At 65.9% G+C, this 22634-nt stretch carries 17 protein-coding genes; 8 read left to right on the forward strand and 9 right to left on the reverse strand.

Translation table 11 applies throughout. The annotated features are described in order from the left end of the window. Nucleotides 1–6: 6 nt before the first annotated feature. The 7 genes from nudC to F3I16_RS12870 form a co-directional block, all read right to left on the reverse strand. A complete protein-coding gene (gene nudC, locus F3I16_RS12840) occupies nucleotides 7–840 on the reverse strand; it encodes an NAD(+) diphosphatase (RefSeq protein WP_160493980.1) in 834 nt (277 codons plus the stop codon). Beyond that, nucleotides 840–2507, reverse strand: a complete 1668-nt coding sequence (locus F3I16_RS12845; protein WP_160493981.1) for a ferrous iron transporter B — start codon at nucleotides 2505–2507, stop codon at nucleotides 840–842. Before F3I16_RS12845 ends, nudC begins: the two co-directional genes overlap by 1 nt. Before the next feature lie 33 nt (nucleotides 2508–2540). Then, nucleotides 2541–3353, reverse strand: a complete 813-nt coding sequence (locus tag F3I16_RS12850) for a crotonase/enoyl-CoA hydratase family protein (protein WP_160493982.1) — start codon at nucleotides 3351–3353, stop codon at nucleotides 2541–2543. A gap of 314 nt (nucleotides 3354–3667) precedes the next feature. Next, nucleotides 3668–5905: an Orn/Lys/Arg decarboxylase N-terminal domain-containing protein gene (locus F3I16_RS12855; RefSeq protein WP_160493983.1), complete on the reverse strand. Its 2238-nt coding sequence runs from the start codon at nucleotides 5903–5905 to the stop codon at nucleotides 3668–3670. A 111-nt stretch (nucleotides 5906–6016) separates the two neighbouring features. Beyond that, entirely contained in the window at nucleotides 6017–6751 is a 735-nt protein-coding gene (gene dnaQ, locus F3I16_RS12860) for a DNA polymerase III subunit epsilon (RefSeq protein ID WP_160493984.1), read from the reverse strand. After that, the gene (gene rnhA / locus F3I16_RS12865) at nucleotides 6744–7199 is read right to left on the reverse strand and encodes a ribonuclease HI (protein ID WP_160493985.1); all 456 of its coding nucleotides are present in this window, start codon (nucleotides 7197–7199) and stop codon (nucleotides 6744–6746) included. The genes dnaQ and rnhA overlap by 8 nt, the downstream gene beginning before the upstream one ends. Before the next feature lie 15 nt (nucleotides 7200–7214). Then, nucleotides 7215–7973 carry a class I SAM-dependent methyltransferase gene (locus F3I16_RS12870; protein WP_160493986.1) on the reverse strand — a complete coding sequence of 253 codons (759 nt, stop codon included), beginning with the start codon at nucleotides 7971–7973 and terminating at the stop codon, nucleotides 7215–7217. Between the two features lie 76 nt (nucleotides 7974–8049). Here F3I16_RS12870 and gloB point away from each other — a divergent pair, with 76 nt between their 5' ends. Both gloB and F3I16_RS12880 read left to right on the forward strand, forming a co-directional pair. Beyond that, on the forward strand, nucleotides 8050–8838 hold the full coding sequence (gene gloB / locus F3I16_RS12875; RefSeq protein WP_160493987.1) for a hydroxyacylglutathione hydrolase: 789 nt from the start codon (nucleotides 8050–8052) through the stop codon (nucleotides 8836–8838). Nucleotides 8839–8929: 91 nt separating this feature from the next. Continuing rightward, nucleotides 8930–10531 (forward strand): LysM peptidoglycan-binding domain-containing protein, encoded by a 1602-nt coding sequence (locus tag F3I16_RS12880; RefSeq protein WP_160493988.1) that lies wholly within the window; start codon nucleotides 8930–8932, stop codon nucleotides 10529–10531. Between the two features lie 17 nt (nucleotides 10532–10548). Here F3I16_RS12880 and F3I16_RS12885 read toward each other — a convergent pair whose 3' ends face one another. Continuing rightward, entirely contained in the window at nucleotides 10549–11967 is a 1419-nt protein-coding gene (locus F3I16_RS12885) for an HDOD domain-containing protein (RefSeq protein WP_372239628.1), read from the reverse strand. A gap of 166 nt (nucleotides 11968–12133) precedes the next feature. On the opposite strand from F3I16_RS12885, the gene F3I16_RS12890 reads away from it, so the two are divergent. Genes F3I16_RS12890 through fabI form a run of 6 tightly spaced genes read left to right on the forward strand, consistent with a single transcriptional unit; the run spans nucleotide 12134 to nucleotide 20611 of the window. Next, nucleotides 12134–13963, forward strand: coding sequence for an extracellular solute-binding protein (locus tag F3I16_RS12890; protein WP_160494039.1), 1830 nt, complete (start codon nucleotides 12134–12136; stop codon nucleotides 13961–13963). Beyond that, on the forward strand, nucleotides 13960–16074 hold the full coding sequence (locus tag F3I16_RS21210) for an extracellular solute-binding protein (RefSeq protein ID WP_256670159.1): 2115 nt from the start codon (nucleotides 13960–13962) through the stop codon (nucleotides 16072–16074). Before F3I16_RS12890 ends, F3I16_RS21210 begins: the two co-directional genes overlap by 4 nt. Beyond that, nucleotides 16075–17160, forward strand: a complete 1086-nt coding sequence (locus F3I16_RS12905; protein ID WP_160493990.1) for a microcin C ABC transporter permease YejB — start codon at nucleotides 16075–16077, stop codon at nucleotides 17158–17160. Between the two features lies 1 nt (nucleotide 17161). Continuing rightward, entirely contained in the window at nucleotides 17162–18181 is a 1020-nt protein-coding gene (locus F3I16_RS12910; RefSeq protein WP_160493991.1) for an ABC transporter permease, read from the forward strand. Between the two features lies 1 nt (nucleotide 18182). Next, entirely contained in the window at nucleotides 18183–19796 is a 1614-nt protein-coding gene (locus F3I16_RS12915; RefSeq protein ID WP_160493992.1) for an ABC transporter ATP-binding protein, read from the forward strand. 20 nt (nucleotides 19797–19816) lie between these two features. Further along, complete coding sequence (fabI, locus tag F3I16_RS12920) at nucleotides 19817–20611, forward strand: enoyl-ACP reductase FabI (RefSeq protein ID WP_160493993.1); 795 nt, start codon at nucleotides 19817–19819, stop codon at nucleotides 20609–20611. 89 nt (nucleotides 20612–20700) lie between these two features. On the opposite strand, the gene F3I16_RS12925 is transcribed toward fabI, so the two are convergent. After that, nucleotides 20701–22578: a SurA N-terminal domain-containing protein gene (locus F3I16_RS12925; protein WP_160493994.1), complete on the reverse strand. Its 1878-nt coding sequence runs from the start codon at nucleotides 22576–22578 to the stop codon at nucleotides 20701–20703. Nucleotides 22579–22634: the final 56 nt, after the last annotated feature.

A 22634-nucleotide genomic window follows, 5' to 3' on the forward strand; every position in this document is an offset into this window, starting at 1 on the left:
AGCCGGCTAACGCAACAACTGCGGCTCGGGCAAACCCAGCCGGCGGGCCACGTAGAGATCGATCAAGTAGCGGGCGATCGAGCGCGGCATCGGCAGCGGCGGCAGCTGCTCGATAGGGAACCAGCGCGCATCCTCGATCTCGTCGGCCTGCGGGACTATCTCGCCAGCGGCGTATTCGGCGTGGAAACCGAGCATCAGCGAGTGCGGGAAGGGCCAGCCCTGGCTGCCGAGATACTGCAGGTTGCGTACCTCGATGCCGACTTCCTCGCGCACTTCGCGGGCCACGCACTCCTCCGCCGACTCGCCCGGCTCGACGAAACCGGCCAGGGTGCTGTAGACCCCGGGCACGAAGCGCGGCGAGCGGGCCAGGAGGATTTCGTCACCACGGCTGACCAGCACGATCATGCTCGGCGAAATGCGCGCGTAGCTGTCCAGGCCGCAATCCGGGCAGCGCATGCAGCGCTCGCCGGGCACCTGGCGGGTCGGCGCGCCGCAACGCCCGCAGAAGCGGTGTTGGACGGCCCAGGTCGCCACCTGCTCGGCGAACGCCAGCATGCGGAACGTCGCCTGGTCGGCCTGCAGCATGAACTGGCGCAGCCCCTGCCAGTGGCAACCCGGCAGCTCGACCGGCTGCTGCAGTTGCAGCAGCCAGACCGGCTCGTCATTGAAGTAGCCCAGGCCCTGCTCGCCCTGCAGCGGCAGGTCCTGGCGCTTGAGCCATTCACGGGGAAACAGCACGCCGTTGCCATCGGCCAGGAAGCCCTGGGCGCCGTGCAGCAGGGCCCAGCCACCGGCCTGGGCATTATCCAGCGGCGGCGTGGTCTGCCAGCCCGCAGGCATCAGGCCGCCACCGGCAGCCCCAGGGCGCGCACGCTTTCCTCGGCGAGGTCGAGCACGCTCGGGCTGGTTTCCGCGCGCAGCACGCCACCACCCTCGAGGTAGTACTCCAGGCTGCTGAGGGCATCGGCCAGGGTCTCCAGCATCTGCTCGGAGGGCATCTGCTGGGTTTCGATCATGCGCGCCTGGATATAGTCGGCGCAGGCGCCGATCAACCGGGCGGCACGTTCCTGGCCGAGGAACCACAGGCCGCCGCGCACCGCCTGCAGGCTGAAGGGCACATTGGCCAGGTGCAGTTTCTCGCCGTTGGATTCCAGATAGGCGGTGATCGCCCGCTTGGCCAGGGCCAGGCCGGCCTGGGCCTCGTCGACCACCACGATGCGCGCCTCGATCAGTTGGTGCGCGGCAAACGCCTCGCCCTCGTCGCCCGGCTGGCTCGGCGCCGGACGCTGGTGGCGCTCACCACGCTCCAGGCTGGCCACCATGCTTTCCACATAGAGCACGGCCTCGGCCAGCTTGTGCAGGTCGTGCATGGCGGCCGGGCTGTCTTCGGCCCAGCTCGCTACGGTCGCTAGCTGCAGCTGCAGGGCATTGGCCGCCGAACTCAAGCCGACCATGCCGAGGGTCTTGGCCAGCTTGCCGAGCAGCACATGCAGGTTGCCGAAGCTGTCCGGCTGGGCGGTGCCACGCTCGATCAGATCGAGCAGGTCCTTGACGCTGGCCAGCTCCTCGCGGATCGCCGAGGACAACGAGCGCATCACGCCCTGCCCCGGCCCGGACAGGCGCTGGTATTCCTCGTCGAGCAGATGGTCGGTGAACGGCAGCGCATTGAGGCCGAACACCTCGCGCACCGCGCGGGCCTGTTCGCCCTGGCTGTCGGCCAGGGCCACCAGATACAGCAATTCCTTGAGCAGGCTGCGCGGCGCCTCGTAGGCGGCGCCAGCGAGAATCAGTTTGAGCTCGCGATCCAGGCGGGAGAACAGCTGCTTGCGCGACTTGCGCGGCAGCAGCTGGCCATCCAGCTGCGCCTCGACGGCCGCGGCGCCGATCCAGCACAGGCGCGCCCGCGCCTCGTCGGCGAACAGGCCGTCGAGTCGAGCCAGGGCGCGCTGCATCAGCTTGAGCCCGGCGTGCGGATTGTCCTCGCGAATGAAGCCGAGCAGGCCGACTTGGTACATCTGGCGCAGGCGACGGGCGTCGGCCGCCGCCACCTCACCCGGCGCCGCCCGCGGCGGGCGCGGCTGGTCGAGGCGCACACTGAAGAAGAAACTTTCCGGCAACGGCGGCTGGGCACCGGCCTGGCGCAATTCGTTGATCGCCGGCAGCAGCAGCTCGGGCATTTCCTGGCGATGGGCGTCGACGTTTTCCAGGTAGCGGCGCAGCACATAGAGCGCATTGCTCAGGGCGGTCAGCTGGGCGTCACGCTCCTCGCCGGCGCCGGCGGGAATGTCGGTGGCCTGTTGCAGCACTTCCTGGGCCAGCAGCTCGGCCCCGGTCAGCTCGATCAGATTGAGCGTGCCGCGCACCTGCTGCAGGTTCTCCACCGCTTGCTGCAGCAGGCTGCCGTTGTGCCGCTCGGCAATGAAATGCTCGAGATTCTGTTCGGTCTCTTCCATGGTGGTGAACAGTTCGTCACGCACCAGGCTGAGGGACGTTGCTCCAGTGACCATAGGTCTACTGCACCTCGCTAGGCTGGTACTGCATCAGTCGGCAAATTCCGCTTTCTGCTTGCTCATGTGCGCGGCCATGGCCACGCGCAGGTCAGCAGATTGCAGCATCGCGGCATTCCAGTTGGCCACGAACTCCAGGCCGTCGTCGACGCGGTGATCGCGCATGTAGCGAATCATGTGTTTGCTGCCGCGGATGGCGATCGGCGATTTCTCGGCGATCTCGCGGGCAATGCCGAACACCCCGGCGAGCAGCTCTTCCTGGGTCGCGTAGGTGCGGTTGACTAGGCCGATGCGCAGCGCCTCGGCGCCGTCGATGGTGCGCCCGGTGTAGGCCAGTTCGCGCATCATGCCGTCGCCGATGATGCGCGGCAGGCGCTGCAGGGTGCCGACGTCGGCGGCCATGCCCATGTCCACTTCCTTGATCGAGAACTGCGCATCAAGCGTGGAGTAGCGCATGTCGCAGGCGCTGACTAGGTCGATGGCGCCGCCCAGGCAGTAACCCTGGATCGCCGCCAGCACCGGCTTGCGGCAATGGTCGACGGCATTGAAGGAGGCTTGCAGGCGCAGGATGGTGCGGCGCAGGGCTTCGGCGTTACGCCCGATGTCCTTGCCCATCTGGCTGCCGGCCTGGGCCAGCAGCATCAGGTCGATGCCCGAGGAGAAGTGCTTGCCGGCACCGGACAGCACCACCACGCGGGCCTCGTCGGTGTCGTCGACCCACTGGAAGATTTCGACGATCTCGCTCCAGAAGTCCGCGTTCATCGCGTTGACCTTCTCCGGGCGATTGATCTGTACGTGGGCGATCTTGTCGCTCAATTCGACACGAAAGGCTTTGTAGTCGGACACCCAGACATCCTCGGAAGCATGGCGCACAGAGGCACGCATAGAAAATATTGTTATGGATCGAACCGCCCAACTATAACAAGCGTGCCATAAATGTCGATGCTGGCCACTGTGATGGAGGCCACGCTCCCAAAGCTCAAGGGATTTCTGCCTGTTCTCGTTAAGCATTTGATCTGGCTGGAGCTTGGCAGCAAAGCCAGACGTGCCAAGCAAGCTTTTCAGGCGCTGGCGCGGAGCGGCCCCGGCGCGCGCAAGGCAAAGCGCCCCGGACCGGGGCGCTTATGGGGAAGGCGGGCAGCCGCTGCGCGGCTGAGTGCTCAGAGCTTCAGGCAATCCACCGCATATTGCCCGTCTTCCTGCTTCTGCAGGCCGTGCACATCGGCATCGAAGCCGGGGAACTGCTGGTCGAAGGTGCGGGCGAACTGCAGGTAGTCGATGATCGAGCGGGTTTCAGAGGTGAAGCGCTCGCCCGGCATGATCAGCGGGATGCCCGGCGGATACGGCACCAGCATCACCGCGGCGATGCGCCCTTCCAGCTGCTCGATCGGCACCGCCTCGACCTCGCCGCGCACCAGCTGGTTGTAGGCATCGGCCGGCTTGATCGCCACCTGCGGCAGCACCGTGTACATGCGCTTGAGCGCCTTGGCCGTGGCGTTTTCGCGGTAGCAGGCATGCAGCTGCTCGCACAGGTCGCGCAGGCCCATGCCGGCGTAGCGTGCCGCCTGCTCGCGGGCGAGCGAGGGCAGCGCATCGACCAGCGCCACGTTGGCGTCGTACAGGCGCTTGAACTCCAGCAGCTCGGTGAGCAGGGTACTCCACTTGCCCTTGGTGATGCCCATGGAGAACAGCACCAGGAAGGAATACAGGCCGGTCTTTTCCACCACCAGGCCGCGTTCCCAGAGGAACTTGCTGACTACGGCGGCGGGAATCCCCGACTCGGCCAGCACACCCTCGGCGGACAGCCCCGGCATCACCAGGGTGACCTTGATCGGATCGAGCAGCACGTAGTCCTCGGCGATCTCGCCGAAGCCATGCCAGGCCGCGTTCGGCTGCAGCAGCCAGTCGCCGGTCTGCGCGCCCTCGGCCTGCGGCGGTTGCCAGATGCTGAACCACCAGTCCTCGGCCTTGAGGTTCTGCCGTAGGTTGGCCAGGGCGCGACGGAAGCTCAGCGCCTCGTCGAAGGTTTCCTGGATCAGCGAGCGCCCGGCCGGGCCTTCCATCATCGCCGAGGCCACGTCCAGCGAGGCGATGATGCCGTACTGCGGCGAGGTGGAGATGTGCATCATGAAGGCTTCGTTGAAGCGTTCGCGGTCCAGCTGGCGTGCGCCGCCGTCCTGCACGTGGATCATCGAGGCCTGGCTGAAGGCCGCCAGCAGCTTGTGGGTGGAGTGGGTGGTGAACACCAGCGGAGTCTTCTCGCCACACTCGGTGCCCATGCCGTAGCGCCCGGCATAGAACTCGTGGAACGCCGCGTAGGCATACCAGGCCTCGTCGAAATGCAGCACCTCGACGCTGTCGGCCAAAGTGCGCTTGATCAGCTCGGCGTTGTAACAGAGGCCGTCGTAGGTGGAGTTGGTCACCACCGCCAGCTTGACCTTGGGCGCGCGGCCCTTGGCCAGCGGACTGGCGTCGATCTTGGCCTGGATCGATTCCTTGCTGAACTCACTCAGCGGGATCGGCCCGATGATGCCCAGTTCGTTGCGCTCCGGGCACAGGTACAGCGGGATGGCGCCGGTCATGATGATCGAATGCAGGATCGACTTGTGGCAGTTGCGGTCGACCAGCACCAGGTCGTCGCGACCGACCATGGAGTGCCAGACGATCTTGTTCGCCGTCGAGGTGCCGTTGATCACGAAGAAGGTGTGGTCGGCGCCAAAGTTGCGCGCCGCGCGGGCCTCGGCCTCGGCCAGCGGGCCGGTATGGTCGAGCAGCGAACCCAGCTCCGGCACCGACACCGACAGGTCGGAACGCAGGGTGTTCTCGCCGAAGAACTGGTGGAAGGCCTGCCCCACCGGGCTCTTGCGGTAGGCCACGCCGCCACCGTGGCCGGGCGTGTGCCAGGAATAGTTGGACTGCTCGGTGTGCTGCACCAGCGCCTTGAAGAACGGCGGCAGCAGGCCGTCGAGGTAGTTGTGCGCGGCGCGCGCCACCTGGCGGGCAAGGAAGGACACAGTGTCTTCGTACAGGTAGAGGATGCCGCGCAGGTGATTGAGGTCGGCCATGGCCTCGGCCGGCGCGTTCTCGATGGTCACCTGCTCGCCCAGGGCGAAGATCGGCAGCTGCGGCGCGCGCACCCGGGCAATGCGGATCAGCTCGACCATGTCCTGCAGCAGGTGCCGGTTCTCCCCCGCGCCTTCGGCGGCGACCAGGATGCAGGCCAGGCCGTGGTGGGTCGAGGCGACGATGCGCCCCTCGGCGGAGCTGGCGGTAGAGAGGATGGTGAAGCCATCCTGGCTGAGTTCCTGGGCAATTGCCCGGACGCGTTCGCCGGCTACGGTGTCGGCCTTGATGTCGCGGTGAACGATGAGGACGGGGAATTTCAGGTCTTTGTACATTATGAGTTCCTGAGGGGCCGGCAGCGGCCTATCCCTTCAGGTTAGAAGTTCGCCCGGACGGGCGGAACCCCCTGTGCGGCAAGCTGTAAGAAAAGGTCGCCTGGACAACCTTTAGCTTTCTTTCGCCGCCTCCAGCTGCGCCCACAGCGACGGGCCGCCGGCGGACTTCTCGATCACCGCCAGGCGCGCGGCATGGGCGGCCAGCTCGGCCTCGCTGGCGCGGATGATGCAAGTTGGCGCCCGGTTGGCATCCAGACGGATGATCGGGCTGGGCATCTGCCGGCCGCTGCCGTCGCCCCCCTCGCCGGCCAGCGACAGGTGGGTCTGGCCACCGGTCATGGTCAGGTAGACGTCGGCCAGGATCTCGGCGTCGAGCAGTGCACCGTGCAGGTCGCGGCCGGAGTTGTCGACGCCATAGCGCTTGCACAGGGCATCGAGGTTGTTGCGCTGGCCCGGATGGCGCTCGCGGGCCATCAGCAGGGTGTCGAGGATGCCGCAGTAGTCGCTGACTTCGGCGCGCTCGCTCTGCCCGAGCAGGGCGAACTCGTTGTTGATGAAGCCGACGTCGAACGCCGCGTTGTGGATGATCAGCTGGGCGCCGTGGATGAACTCGTAGAACTCGTCGGCGATTTCCCTGAAGCGCGGCTTGTCGGCGACGAACTCATTGGTGATGCCGTGCACCGCGATGGCGCCTTCGTCGATCTCGCGATCCGGGTTGAGATAGACGTGGTAGTGGCGCCCGGTCAGACGCCGGCCCAACAGCTCGACGCAACCGATCTCGATGATGCGGTGGCCATCGGTCACCGGCATGCCGGTGGTTTCGGTATCCAGCACTACGCTACGCATGTTTCATTGCCCTCACTTCGTCGACGCCGCGGTTGGCCAACTGGTCGGCCTTCTCGTTGCCCGGATGGCCGGTATGCCCGCGCACCCAGCGCCACTCGACCCGGTGGCGGTTGACCTGCTCGTCCAGCGCCTGCCACAGGTCGGCATTCTTCACCGGCTCCTTGCTGGCGGTCTTCCAGCCACGCTTCTTCCAGTTCGGCATCCATTCCTGGATGCCCTTCATCACGTACTGCGAGTCGGTGACCAGGCGCACCGAACAGGGCCGGGTCAGGGCGATCAGCGCACAGATCGCCGCCATCAGCTCCATGCGGTTGTTGGTGGTGTTGGGCTCGCCGCCCCAGAGTTCCTTTTCGGCACCCTTGAAGACCAACAGCGCGCCCCAGCCGCCCGGGCCGGGATTGCCCTTGCAGGCGCCATCGGTGTAGATCTCGACTATGTCTTCGCTCATTGACTACTTATTAATCTATTGCTCGGAATCGCGGCGGCTGACTTTGGCCACCGGCATTGGCAGCAACTTGCCCATGGTGGCCCGTTGCACAGGTCGCAGCGGCCGCAAGCCGACCACCAGCTTGCGCGCTACCAACAGATAGAAGCCCGCACCCGGAATCTGCCAGGCGCCACCCCAAGTCTCCAGCCGGGCCAGGCGCGATTGCCAGGCCGGCGAAGCAAGCGGCGGACGATAGCACCCGAAGCGGCGTTTCTCCAGCGCGAAGCCGAGCAGGCTGAGCCAGTCGCTCATGCGCGCCGGCGAGATGCAGCGGGCCTGGCGGAAACCGTCGCGGGCGAAGTAATGGCGCAGGCCCCAGGCGCTCCAGGGGTTGATCCCGACCACCAGCAGGTGGCCGCCCGGGCGCACGCTGTGCGCCGCCTCGCGCAGCAGGCCGTGGGGCGACAGGCAGAAGTCTAGGCCGTGCTGCAGCACCACCACATCGGCGGCGTGTTCACCGAGCGGCCAGGCCTGCTCCTCGCAGGCGATGTCGACGCCAGGCAGCGGCGCCCCCAGGCGTACGTTGCAGCGGATCTGCGGCGCCTTGGCCGGCTGCGCCGCCGCCGGGCCGTAATGCACCAGGTAGCCGCCGAAATAGCGCGTCAGCTCTTCATCCAAGGCGCGGCGCTCCTCTTCCAGCAGCAGCTCGCCGAGGGGCGAGGCCAGCCACTCGCGGGCGGCCTGGGTGAGGTTCAGCCAGTCCGTATCGGCCTGGGCAAAGGGTTGCTCGCGCATCGGGCACCTCCAGTGACACAAGCAGGGCTTTGCCGCTTAAGATGCGCCATTGCTCCCCGATTGGCGACCCCGAAAAATGTTTCAGATCGACGCCCTGCCCGCCTTCAGCGACAACTATCTGTGGCTCCTGCAGGACCACGCCCAGCAACGCTGCGCCGTGGTCGACCCGGGCGACGCCGCGCCGGTGCTGGCCTGGCTCGCCGCCCACCCGGGCTGGCAGCTCAGCGACATCCTGGTCACCCACCACCACGCCGATCACGTCGGCGGCATCGCCCAGCTCAAGGCCGCCACCGGCGCCCGCGTGTACGGCCCGGCGCAGGAGCGCATCCCGGAGCGCGACGTGGCCCTGGCCGAAGGCGATCGTCTCCGCGTGCTTGGCCGCGAGTTCGTCGTCTACGAAGTACCCGGCCACACCCTCGGCCATATCGCCTATTACCACGCCGATACCGGGCAACCCTGGCTGTTCTGCGGCGACACCCTGTTCGCCGCCGGCTGCGGGCGCCTGTTCGAAGGCAGCCCGGCGCAGATGCACGCCTCGCTGAACAAGCTGGCCAGCCTGCCGGACGCGACCCTGGTCTACTGCACCCACGAATACACCCTGAGCAACCTGCATTTTGCCCGCGCCGTCGAACCGGAAAACCCGGCCATCGCCGCACGCTTCGCGCAAGTCAGCGCCTGGCGCGCCCAGGGGCACTGCAGCCTGCCCTCCAACCTGGCGCTGGAGAAGGCCACCAACCCCTTCCTGCGCTGCGGGGAAACATCCGTTAAAGAAAAAATCGACGAGCGGGACGGCACCCGCCAGCGCTCGCCGGACGAGCTGTTTGCCTGCCTGCGCGCCTGGAAGGACGGCTTCCGGATTGGTTAAAAAACGATCAACGGACTGGTGAAAACTTGACCACCCCCTGAGGCGTTCCTAGAATCGCCCGAACTTTTGCGCCGGACGACCCTAGCGACCAATGCCTCCATTACTCTCCAGATCCCTTGAATCAGCTGCATTGGCACGACGCGCAAGGGCTCTGGCGGTGATGCTGTGCGTGGTCCTGAGCGGTTGCCAAAGCATCGGCAACAGCCCGGACGAAGACGACCGCGACACCAATCGCGCGGTCGGCCTGCAACGGGAACCGGAGTGGCTCAGCGAGGTCGAGGAAGAGCAGCCGCCGCGCGATATCTGGGAACGCATGCGCGACGGTTTCGAGCTGCAGGGCGATATCGGCGTCAACCCGCGCATCGAGAACAAGCGCCTGTGGTTCGTCAGCAACCCGTCCTTCCTGGAAAACGCCAGCGAGCGCGGCAGCCTCTATATCCACTACGTGGTCGAACGCCTGGAAGAGCGCAAGATGCCGATGGAGCTGGCCCTGCTGCCGGCCATCGAAAGCTCGTACAACCCCTTCGCCTATTCGCGCAGCCACGCGGTCGGCCTCTGGCAGTTCATCCCCTCCACCGGCCGCCACTTCAACCTGCGCCAGACCAGCTGGTACGACGGCCGCCGCGACATCACCGCCTCCACGGATGCGGCGCTGAACTACCTGAGCCGCCTGCACGACATGTTCAACGGCGACTGGCTGCTGGCCCTGGCCGCCTACAACGCCGGCGAAGGCACGGTCAGCCGAGCCATCGAGCGCAACCAGAAGCTCGGCCTGCCGACCGACTACTGGAACCTGCCGCTGCCCAAGGAAACCCAGGACTACGTGCCCAAGCTGCTGGCCCTGTCGCAGATCGTCATGTCGCCGGAGGCCTACGGCATCCGCCTCAGCCCGATCGCCAACGAGCCCTACTTCGAGCAAGTGGCGATCCGCCAGCGCCTCGACCTGTCGCGGGTGGCGCAGATGGCCGAGATCGACGAGGACGAGCTGTACAACCTCAACCCGGCCTTCAAGAAACGCATCACCATGGACGGCCCGCAGCACCTGCTGGTGCCGACCGAAAAGGCCGAGATGCTCAGCGCCAACCTGGCCCTGATGAAGCCCCAGCAACTGGTGAACTGGCAGGAATACCGGGTGCGCCCGAGCGACAACCTGCACAGCATCGCCAACCGCTACCACCTGACGGTCAACACCCTGAAGGAGGTCAACAACCTGACCAGCAACAACCTGCGGGTCGGCCAGGTGCTCAGCATTCCTGCCGCCGGCGAGCGCGAGCCGAGCCAGCCGCTGCACCAGCAGACCGCCAAGGCCGCCCCTGCCGCCGGGCCCAAACGCTACAAGGTGAAGAGCGGCGACACCCTGTGGCAGATCGCCAATGCCCATCAGGTTTCGCTGCAGGACCTGCAGCGCTGGAACAAGCTCAACAGCCGCAGCAAGCTCAGCCTCGGCCAGCAGCTGCTGATCCATGGCGGCGCCAGCGGCGGCACCGGCAACTCGGTGGCTGCGGCCAAGCCGGCGGCCAGCAAGGCGGCCGGCGAGCGCTCGGCGGTCACCTACTACCGGGTCAAGAGTGGCGACTCGCTGTACCTGATCGCCCAGCGCTTCAAGGTCGACATGCAAAGCCTGCAGCGCTGGAACCCGCGCAGCAGCCAGTCGCTGAAGCCCGGACAGACCCTGACCCTCTACCTCAACTGAGGCGCCCCCTCAGAACCTCAGCGCTTGCTCAGGGCATCCAGGCAGCGCCCGGTCAGCTGGGTGAAGCGCTGGAAGGCGACGAACTGCTCGTGCTTGAGCGCCCGCCCGGATAAGCGGCAGTCGGCGTAGAGCACACCGATCTCGCGGGTACCGGCCAGCACCGGGGCGATGAAGAACATCCCCTGACCCAGCAGCTGGCGCATCGGCAGGGTCACCAGTTCGTTCAGGTTGTAGCTGGCCGGCACGCCCATCCACAGCGCCTCGCGATTGCGCAGGACGTAGCTGAACAGGTGCGGCTGCTCCGCCTGGCTGGCCGGCAGCTGGAAATCGTTCAGCCAGCTCTGCGTGCCGTCCCCCACCACCCGTTTGGCACGGAAGCGCGTCTGCCCATCGGCCAGCACCGCCAGCATCACCCGCTCCAGCCCGGCACCATCGTGCAGGCCCTTGAGCAGGGTATCGAGAATCAGACCGACATCGCCCTTCTGGCTGGCCAGCATGCCCAGGTCCTGCAGGGCCTGCTGCAGCACCAGCAGGTCGGGCTGCAACAGGCGCGCCTTGCGCTCCTGCTGCTGCAGCTTGATCTGCTCGGGGTCGGTATTGGGGATCAGGCTGCACAACTTGCTGGCGCCGAAGGTGGCGGCCACCTTGACCGTTTCCTCGGCGCTTTCCAGGATCTGTTTCAGCGCATCCTCGCTGCTGATCCCGGTGAATTCGGCGAGCTGCTTGACCAGCACCTCCATCGCCGGCGAATCCCAGCCCTCCAGCGCCGCCTCGCTGATGCGCACGCCGAGGCTGACCGCGCGCGCCGCCGGATCGGCCGGGTTGCTGCCATGCGCCAGGCTGGCGATCTCGCCGAGGTTCCAGCTCTTCACCAGGCCCATGGTCAGCTGGCGGAAGCTGGTGCCGAGCACCTGGCGCACCGCCTCCTCCTCGACCACCCCAGGCTGCTCCAGGGCGTCGGCCAGCTCATCGGCCTGCTCCCCGCCGCAGCCCCAGAACGCCAGTTCGCCGACCTGGTTCAACAGGGCGGCGATGAACACCTCCTCCTGATGCCTGGTCAGCACATAGCCGGCGATGTTGCGCGCCTGCACGGCGGCATGGAACGAGCGCGCCAGGAGCATCTGCAACTGCTCGCGCGGCACCTTGGTGAGTAGGCTGTCGATCAGGCTGACCGACATGCCGATCAGCCGCACATTGTCGAAGCCGATCAGCACGATGGCCCGCGAAATGGTGCGGATGGTTTCCTGGGACGGGTTGTAATAGACGCTGTTACCGACCCGCAGCACCTTGGCGGTGAGCGAGGCGTCGCGCAGCAGCACGTCGGCCAGTTGCTGCACCGAGGCCCTGTCGGCCTGGGAAAGTCGGTGCAAGTCCTGCACGACCGCGGCTAAAGCGGGTAATTCGGCCTGATTCAAACGGTCTATCCATGCCTGCAAACCCACACTGCGTTCCGCCAAGATGCCGTCCCCATTTCAATTTGTTTCAGTGTAATCAAATTGACCGCATCCGTAGCGCAAAAGGCACTCTTTTTCCTGCGGATACAAGCTGTTACTGTACCGAACCAGAAGCCCAAAAGCCGCCATGGACTGGATCTTGCGCCCGATGCGTTCCCTGTTCCTGCTGATACTTGGCCTGGCCATGAGCTTTCCCGCCTTCGCAAGCATCAGCGAAAGCCATGGCTACGCCCAATTCGGCACCCTCAAATACCCCGCCAGCTTCACTCACTTCGACTGGGTGAACCCCGACGCGCCCAAGGGCGGCACCCTGCGGGTGATGGCCTACGGCACGTTCGACACGCTGAACGCCTACAGCTTCAAGGGCAGCAGCCCCTCCGCCGCGCCCAACTTCCTGCAGTACGGGGTCAGCGAGCTGAACGAGACCCTGATGGCCGGCACCGGGCAATACGACCCCTCGGGCGACGAACCGGCCTCCAGCTACGGCCTGATCGCCAAGAGCGTGGAATACAGCGAGGACCGCAGCTGGGTGGTGTTCAACCTGCGCGAGGAAGCCCGCTTCCACGACGGCCAGCCGATCACCGCCTACGACGTGGCCTACTCCTACCGCCTGCTGATCAAGGACGGCCACCCGCAGTACCGCACCAACCTGCAGGAAGTGAAGCGCGTCGACATCCTCAACCGCCATCGCATCCGCTTCGTCTTCAAGCGTGCCGGTAACCCGCTGCTGATCCTGCGCCTGGGCGAACTGCCGGTGCTGGCCCAGCACTACTGGAAGGGCCGCGACTTCAAGGCCACCAGCTTCGAGGCGCCACTGGGCAGCGGCCCCTACCGCATCAGCCGGATCAATCCGGGCCGCGGCCTGGTATTCGAACGGGTCAAGGACTGGTGGGGCGAGAAGCTGCTGGTCAACCGCGGCAAGTACAACTTCGACCGCGTCGAGGTGGAGTTCTACCGCGACAGCAACGTCGCCTTCGAGGCCTTCAAGGCCGACGAATTCGACTTCTACATCGAGCACCAGGCGAAGAACTGGGCCAACGGCTACCGCTTCCCCGCCATCGCCCGCGGCGAGGTGATCCGCGCAGAGATCCCGCACCAGATTCCCACCCAGACCCAGGCGCTGTTCATGAACAGCCGCCGCGCCACCTTCGCCGACAGCAAGGTGCGCGAGGCCCTGGGCCTGATGTTCGACTTCGAATGGACCAACCGCGCCCTGTTCAACAGCGCCTACCAGCGCACCAGCAGCTACTACCCGAACAGCGAGTTCGCCGCCAGTGGCAAGCCGGAAGGCGCCGAGTGGCTGCTGCTCTCGCCCTACCGCAAGCAGCTGCCGGCGCGCCTGTTCGGCGAAGCCTTCGCCCTGCCCCACACCGATGGCGCCGGCGTGCCGCGGGAAACCCTGCGCAAGGCGCTCGGCCTGCTCGCCGAGGCCGGCTGGAAACCTTCCGGGCAAACCCTGGTCAACGCCAAGGGCCAGCCGCTGCGCTTCGAGATCCTGTTGGTCAACCCGAACCTGGAACGCATTCTCCAGCCCTACACCGAGAACCTCGCCAGCATCGGCATCCAGGCCAGCCTGCGCACCGTCGACCGCGCCCAGTACAAGCAGCGCCTCGACCACTTCGACTACGACATGATCCTGATGACCCTGCCGCAGAGCCTCAGCCCCGGCCTGGAACAATGGCAGTACTTCCACTCCAGCCAGGTCGACGTCAAGGGCGGCAAGAACTACGCCGGCGTCGCCCACCCGGTGATCGACCACCTGCTGGAAAAGCTGCTGGCCGCGCAGAGCCGCGACGAGCAGGTCGCCGCCAGCCGCGCCATCGACCGCATCCTGCTCTGGCAGCACTACAGCATTCCCAACTGGTACATCAATCATCACCGCTTGGCCTACCGCAACCGGTTCGCCTTCGTCACCACCCCACCCTATACCCTCGGGCTGCGGGCCTGGTGGCTGAAGCCCACGGAGACTGCTCGATGACGAATCCCCTGCGCACCCTAGCTGCCGGCCTGCTGCTGTTTGCCGGCCTGGCCCAGGCTGCCCCGCAGCACGCGCTGACCCTGTATGGCGAGCCGGCCAAGTACCCGGCCGACTTCCAGCACTTCGCCTACGTCAACCCGGACGCACCCAAGGGCGGCACCCTGCGCCTGCCCGGCCTGGGCGGCTTCGACAGCCTCAACCCGTTCATCCCCAAGGGCAACGTCGCCGACCGCATCGGCCTGCTCTACGACAGCCTGACCTACCGCTCGCTGGACGAACCCTTCACCGAGTACGGCCTGCTCGCCGAGAAGATCGAGAAGGCGCCGGACAACAGCTTCGTGCGCTTCTACCTGAACCCCAAGGCGCGTTTCCGCGACGGCGTGCCGGTCACCGCCGCGGACGTGGTGTTCACCTTCAACGCCCTGGTCAAGCACGGCCACCCGCAGTACCGCCACTATTACGCCGACGTGGCCCAGGTGGTGGCCGAAGACCCGCGCCGCGTGCGCTTCGACTTCAAGCACAGCGGCAACCGCGAACTGCCGCTGATCCTCGGCCAGCTGGAGATTCTGCCCAGGCACTGGTGGAACGAACTGGACGCCAGCCAGGCCGACAGCGCCCAGCGGCTCGACCAGCTGGCCAGCCTCAGCGCGCAGGTGGACGGCAAGCTGCTGATCAAGGCGCTGGACGCCACCCAGGCCCTACCGCTCGACAGCATCCGCCGCAACTATGAGCAACTGGCCGCCGGCAATCCCGAGCTGCCGCCGGCCGAACAGCTTAAGACCCTCGACGACTCCAGCCTGCAGCTGAGCTTCCCACGCCAGCCCGCCCAGGCCGTGCTCGACAGCCTGGCCCAGCTCAAGCTGCTGCCGGCCAAGCGCGACTTCGCCGAAACCAGCCTGGAGGCGCCGCTGGGCAGCGGCCCCTACCACATCAGCAAGATCGCCCCGGGCAGTTCGATCCGCTTCGAACGCAACCCGGACTGGTGGGCCAAAGACCTGCCGGTGGCGCGCGGCCTGTACAATTTCGCGCGCATAGACATGGACTACTACCGCGACACCTCGGTGGCCCTGGAGGCCTTCAAGGCCGGGCAGTTCGACGTCAACCTCGAGTACTCGGCCAAGGACTGGACCACCGGTTACGACTCCCCGGCTCTGCGCGCCGGCAAGTTCGTCCAGCAGGCGATTCCCAACCACAACCCGGTGGGCATGCAGGGCTATGTGTTCAACACCCGCCGGCCGATCTTCCAGGATCGCCGGGTGCGCGAGGCGATCGCCCTGCTGTTCGACTTCGAGTGGGCCAGCAAGCAGCTGTTCCACAACGCCTACAAGCGCACCCACAGCTACTTCGAGAACTCGGAAATGGCCGCCCGCGGCCTGCCCGACAGCGAGGAGCTGAAGCTGCTCGAACCGCTGCGCGGGAAAGTGCCGCCGGAGGTCTTCACCAGCGAGTTCAAGCCGCCGGTCAGCGACGCCAGCGGCATCATCCGCGAACAGAGCCGGCGCGCCTACCAGCTGCTCACCGAGGCCGGCTACCGCATCGAAGACGACAAGATGATCGATGCCCAGGGCAAGCAGCTGGCCTTCGAGTTCCTCAACTACCAGGCCAACCTGGAGCGGGTGATCCTGCCGTTCAAGCGCAACCTGGCCGAACTGGGCATCGACCTGCAGATCCGCCGGGTCGACACCTCGCAGTTCATCAACCGCCTGCGCTCGCGCGACTTCGACATGACCTCGGCGATCTGGCCGCAATCCAGCTCGCCCGGTAACGAGCAGCTGGACTTCTGGCACTCCAGCAGCGCCGACAACCCCGGCAGCAGCAACCTGATCGGCCTGCGCGACCCGGCCATCGACCAGCTGGTGGAAGGCCTGATCCGCGCCGACTCGCGCCAGGCGCTGATCAACCATGCGCGCGCCCTCGACCGCGTGCTGCTGTGGGGCCACTACGTGGTGCCCAACTACTACGTCGACACCTGGCGCGTGGCCTACTGGAAGCGCTTCGGCCGCCCGGCGGTGACCCCGCTGTACGACTACGGCCTGATGACCTGGTGGGAAGAGCGCCCGGTCGGCGCCGCGGAACCCAGCGCCACTGCGCCGGCCGAGGAAGTTCGCTGAATGCTCGCCTACATCCTGCGCCGCCTGCTGCTGATCATCCCGACCCTGTTCGGCATCCTGCTGATCAACTTCCTCATCGTCCAGGCCGCCCCCGGCGGGCCGGTGGAACAGATGATCGCCAAGCTGGAGGGCTTCGATGCCGCCGCCGGCGGCGCTACCGGGCGCATCTCCGGCGGTGGCGGCGAGGTTTCCGTGGCCGGTTCCACCTACCGCGGCGCCCAGGGCCTGGACCCCAAGCTGATCGAAGAAATCGAGAAGATGTACGGCTTCGACAAGTCGGCCCCCGAGCGCTTCTGGCTGATGCTGAAGAACTACGCCCAGCTGGACTTCGGCGAGAGCTTCTTCCGCGACGCCAGCGTGATCGACCTGGTGCTGGAGAAGATGCCGGTGTCGATCTCCCTGGGGCTGTGGAGCACCCTGATCATGTACCTGGTGTCGATCCCCTTAGGCATCGCCAAGGCCACCCGCCACGGCAGCGCCTTCGACGTCTGGACCAGCACCGCGATCATCATCGGCTACGCCATCCCGGCATTCCTCTTCGCCATCCTGCTGATCGTGCTGTTCGCCGGCGGCAGCTACTGGGACTGGTTCCCCCTGCGCGGGCTGACCTCGGGCAACTTCGACGAGCTGAGCCTGGGCGGCAAGCTGCTCGACTACTTCTGGCACCTGGCGCTGCCGGTGACGGCCCTGGTGATCGGCAACTTCGCCACCCTGACCCTGCTGACCAAGAACAGCTTCCTCGACGAGATCGGCAAGCAGTACGTGGTCACCGCCCGCGCCAAGGGCCTGAGCAACACCAGCGTGCTCTATGGCCATGTGTTCCGTAACGCCATGCTGATCATCATCGCCGGCTTCCCCTCGGCCTTCATCGGCATCTTCTTCACCGGCTCCCTGCTGATCGAGGTGATCTTCTCCCTCGACGGCCTGGGCCTGATGAGCTTCGAGGCGGCGATCAACCGCGACTATCCGGTGGTGTTCGGCACCCTGTTCATCTTCACCTTGCTGGGACTGGTCGTGAAACTCATCGGCGACATCACCTACACCCTGGTCGATCCGCGCATCGACTTCGAAAGCCGGGAGAATTGAGATGAAGCTCTCCCCGCTCAACCAACGGCGCTTCGCCCGGTTCAAAAGCAACAAGCGCGGCTGGTGGTCGCTGTGGCTGTTCCTCGGCCTGTTCATCCTCAGCTTGGGCGCCGAGCTGATCGCCAACGACAAGCCGCTGGCCGTGCGCTATGACGGCGAATGGTTCTTCCCGGTGCTCAAGCGCTACCCGGAAACCACCTTCGGCGGCGAGTTTCCCCTGCAGGCCAACTACAAGAGCCCCTACATCCGCGAGCTGATCGCCGAGAAGGACGGCTGGATGCTCTGGCCGCCGATCCCCTTCGACTACTCCAGCATCAACTATGAACTGCAAGTGCCGGCGCCCGCGCCACCCTCGGCGCAGAACTGGCTGGGCACCGACGACCAGGGCCGCGACGTGCTGGCACGGGTGATCTACGGCTTCCGCGTGTCGGTGCTGTTCGCCCTGGTGCTGACCCTGCTCAGCTCGCTGATCGGCGTGTTCGCCGGCGCCCTGCAGGGTTTCTATGGCGGCTGGGTCGACCTGGTCGGCCAGCGCTTCCTGGAAATCTGGTCGGGCCTGCCGGTGCTCTACCTGCTGATCATCCTGGCCAGTTTCGTGCAGCCGAACTTCTGGTGGCTGCTGGGCATCATGCTGCTGTTTTCCTGGATGAGCCTGGTCGACGTGGTGCGCGCCGAGTTCCTCCGCGGGCGCAACCTGGAGTACGTGCGCGCGGCGCGCGCCCTGGGCATGCAGAACGGCGCCATCATGTTCCGCCATATCCTGCCCAACGCCATGGTCTCGACCATGACCTTCATGCCGTTCATCCTCACCGGCGCGATCGGCACCCTGACCGCCCTGGACTTCCTCGGTTTCGGCCTGCCGCCCGGCGCACCGTCGCTGGGCGAGCTGGTGGCCCAGGGCAAGTCCAACCTGCAGGCGCCCTGGCTGGGCATCAGCGCCTTCGCCGTGCTGGCGCTGATGCTCAGCCTGCTGGTATTCATCGGCGAAGCCGCGCGCGATGCCTTCGACCCGAGGAAATGAGATGACCGACGCCAACAACCTCATCGAAGTCCGCGACCTGGCCGTCGAATTCGTCACCGGCAGCCTCGTCCAGCGCGTGGTCGAAGGCGTCAGCTTCGACATCAAGCGCGGCGAGACCCTGGCCCTGGTCGGCGAAAGCGGCTCGGGCAAGTCGGTCACCGCCCACTCGATCCTGCGCCTGCTGCCCTACCCGCTCGCCCGCCACCCGAGCGGCAGCATCCACTATGGTGAACAAGACCTGCTCCGCCTCGGTGAAGCTAAGCTGCGCGGCATCCGCGGCAACCGCATCGCCATGGTGTTCCAGGAGCCGATGACCTCGCTCAACCCGCTGCACACCATCGGCAAGCAGATCAACGAAGTCCTCGCCCTGCACAAGGGCCTGTCCGGCAAGGCCGCCACCGCGCGCACCCTGGAACTGCTCGAACTGGTGGGCATCCCCGAACCGCACAAGCGCCTGCGCGCCTACCCCCACGAGCTGTCCGGCGGCCAGCGCCAGCGCGTGGTGATCGCCATGGCCCTGGCCAACGAGCCGGAGCTGCTGATCGCCGACGAACCGACCACCGCGCTGGACGTCACCGTGCAGCTGAAGATCCTCGAACTGCTCAAGGATCTGCAGGCGCGCCTGGGCATGTCGCTGCTGCTGATCAGCCACGATCTCAACCTGGTGCGACGAATCGCTCACCGCGTATGTGTCATGCAGCGCGGTCGCATCGTCGAACAGGCGTCGTGTGACGAATTGTTCCATGCGCCGCAGCATCCCTATACTCAGGAATTGCTCGGCGCCGAGCCCAGCGGCGGCCCGGCGGCCAACCCTGCCGGCCCGCCACTGTTGGAAGTGGACGACCTGCGCGTGTGGTTCCCGATCAAGAAAGGGCTGCTGCGCCGTACGGTCGACCATGTGAAGGCGGTGGACGGCATCAATTTCAGCCTGCCCCAGGGTCAGACCCTGGGCATAGTCGGTGAAAGCGGTTCCGGCAAGTCCACCCTCGGCCTGGCGATCCTGCGGCTGCTTGGCAGCCAGGGCGCCATCCGCTTCCAGGGCCAGGCGCTGGACGGGTTGTCGCAACAGGCCGTGAGGCCGTTGCGGCGGCAGATGCAGGTGGTGTTCCAGGATCCCTTCGGCAGCCTCAGCCCACGCATGTCGGTTGGGCAGATCGTTGGCGAAGGCCTGGATATCCACCGCATGGGGACGCCGGCGGAGCAGGAACAGGCGGTCATCGACGCGCTTGTGGAAGTAGGTCTGGATCCGGAAACCCGGCACCGCTACCCCCACGAGTTTTCCGGCGGGCAACGGCAGCGGATTGCCATTGCCCGGGCACTGGTGCTGAAACCGGCGCTGATTCTGTTGGACGAGCCCACTTCGGCGCTCGACCGTACGGTGCAGCGCCAAGTGGTGGAGTTGTTGCGCTCGTTGCAGGCCAAGTACAACCTAACCTACCTGTTCATCAGCCACGACCTGGCGGTGGTCAGGGCCCTGAGCCACCAGCTGATGGTGGTCAAACAGGGCAAGGTGGTGGAACAGGGCCTGGCCGACACGATCTTCGCCGCCCCGCAGCACACCTATACCCGGCAGTTGCTGGAAGCCGCCTTCATGGCTCCCGGCAAGGCCGATTAATCAGAAGAGGAACAAAGCACATGGGTTTTCTCGCCGGTAAGCGCGTACTGATCGTTGGCGTGGCCAGCAAACTGTCGATTGCCTCGGGCATCGCCGCCGCCATGCATCGCGAGGGCGCCGAGCTCGCCTTCACCTACCAGAACGAAAAGCTGAAAGGCCGCGTCGAGGAATTCGCCGCCGGCTGGGGCTCGGGCCCCGAACTGTGCTTCCCCTGCGACGTGGCCAATGACGAGGAAATCGCCACGGTCTTCGCGGAACTGGCCAAGAAATGGGACGGCCTGGACTGCATCGTCCACTCGGTGGGCTTCGCCCCGGGCGACCAGCTGGACGGCGACTTCACCGCAGTCACCACCCGCGAAGGCTTCAAGATCGCCCACGACATCAGCGCCTACAGCTTCGTCGCCCTGGCCAAGGCCGGCCGCGAGCTGATGAAGGGCCGCAACGGCAGCCTGCTGACCCTGTCCTACCTGGGCGCCGAACGCACCATGCCCAACTACAACGTAATGGGCATGGCCAAGGCCAGCCTGGAAGCCGGCGTGCGCTACCTGGCCGGCAGCCTCGGCCCGGAAGGCACCCGCGTCAACTGCATCTCCGCCGGCCCGATCCGCACCCTGGCGGCAAGCGGTATCAAGAGCTTCCGCAAGATGCTCGCCGCCAACGAGAAGCAGACCCCGCTGCGTCGCAACGTGACCATCGAGGAAGTCGGCAACGCCGGCGCCTTCCTCTGCTCCGACCTGGCCTCGGGCATCAGCGGCGAGATCATGTATGTCGACGGCGGCTTCAACACCACCGCCATGGGCAACATCGAAGACTGAGCCCGACTCAATCTTCGCCCACAAAAAAGGCCGCATCATGCGGCCTTTTTTGTGGCTGGCGATCCGCCCCGCGGGGCGGACCCGATCGATCAGTAACGCTCGATGTCAGCCTGTTCCTTCAGCTCGGCACGGTAGGCATTGAAGTCCTGCTGACCCTGGCGCGAAGCCAGGGCGCGGCGGTACATGGTCTTCTCTTCCGCGCTCAGCTCGGCCTGCGGCTGGCCGACGCCATTCAGGCGCAGCAGCACATAGTCGCCGTTGCTCAGGCTGACACCGGTGAAGGTCGGTGCACCGCTGTCGGCCGGCTTGGGCATGCGGAACAGCGCCTGCAGCAGAACCGGATCGACGCCTTCCTGGTTGCGCGTCGCCGCCTCGACGACCTTCCAGACCTGGCCCTGCTCGGCCTGCTCGACCGGGGTTTTGCCTTCGCGCAGGCTGGCCAGCAGTGCCTCGCCCTTGGCCTTGACCGCTTCGTTGGCACGCTGCAGGGTCAGGCTTTCGCGGATGCTGGCAGCGACCTGCTCGAACGGCAGCAGTTGCGACTTCTTGTGCTCCTTGACCCGCACCACCACCACGGTATCCGGATCCAGCTCGATGGCCCCGCTGTTGGTCGAAGCCTCCAGCAGATCCTCGCTGAATGCCGCCTGAATCACCTGACGGTTGGCGGCCACGCCTTCGCTGCCCCCCTCGCGCCCGAAGGCGGCGGTGGTTTTCACCTCGAGCCCCTGCTCCTGGGCCGGTTGGGCCAGATCGGCAGCCTCGTAGGCGGCGTCTTCGAGGGCCTTGGAGGCCTCGACGAACAGCTGCTCAACACGCGGCGCCTTGAGATCGGCGACCAGTTTGTCTTTCAGGCTGTCGAAGCTCGGCACATCGGCCGCCTGCACGCCCAGCAGCTTGATCAGGTGCCAGCCGAACTCGCTACGCACCGGCGCGGAGACTTCGCCTTGCTTGAGCGCATACAGCGCCTCTTCGAAGGCCGGGTCGTAGACGCCCGGGCCGGCATAGCCGAGGTCGCCGCCATTGGCTGCCGAACCCGGATCCTGGGACAGCTCCTTGGCCAGCGCGGCGAAATCCTCACCCTGCTGCAGGCGCTTGTGCACGTCTTCGAGCTTGGCCTTGGCCTGCTCGTCGCTCAGCTTGTCGTTGACCTCGAGCAGGATATGCGCGGCCTGACGCTGCTCGGCCAGCCCGGCGATTTCCTTCTGGTACTGCTCCTGCAGCTCATCATCCTTGACCTCTACGCGATCGAAGAAGGCGCTCTTCTTCAGCTCGACATAGTCCAGCACCACCTGCTCGGGGCTCATGAACTGGTCGGCATGGCCGTCGTAGTAGGCCTTCAGCTCCTCGTCCTTGAGCTGTACCGCCTTGGCGTCGGCTTGCAGGGTCAGGGTGGCGAAGTCACGGGTCTGCTTGTCCAGGCGGACGAAGGCATCCAGCTCGGCATCGGTGAGGAAGCTGCTACCGACCAGGCCGGCCTGCAGCTGGCTGATCAGCACATCCTGCTCCAGACGCTGGCGGAACTGCATCGGGGTGTACCCCTCCTGCTGGATGATCTGCAGGAAGCGGTCCTTGTTGTACTTACCGTCCACCTGGAACAGCGGCATGCTCAGAATCAGCTGATCGAGCGCCGCCTGGGAGAAGGCCAGGCCGGCATCCTTGCTGCCTTGCAGCAACAGGTTGCGGTCGATCAGACCGTTGAGCGCCGACTCGCGCAGCATCTTGTCGTCCAGCATGGACACATCGAAGTCCTTGCCGAACTGCTGGATGTACTGGCGGCGTTGCATGTCGACGGCACTGCTGAGGGCGTCCTGGCTGATCTTCTCGCCGTTGACGTCGGCAGCATTCTTACTGTTACTCGCGGAGTTGACGATGGCGTCGAATCCGGTGAGAGCCATCAGCGCGACGATGACGCCGACGATGGTCTTGGCAATCCACCCCTGTGAATTGTCCCTGATATTCTGCAGCATGCATCCCCCGAAACGGCTGCGCTGAACAAGCAGCCATGCAGCGTGGGTGAAATCCG

The sequence above is a fragment of the Pseudomonas sp. L-22-4S-12 genome, from assembly GCF_009799935.1.
Taxonomy (GTDB): domain Bacteria; phylum Pseudomonadota; class Gammaproteobacteria; order Pseudomonadales; family Pseudomonadaceae; genus Aquipseudomonas.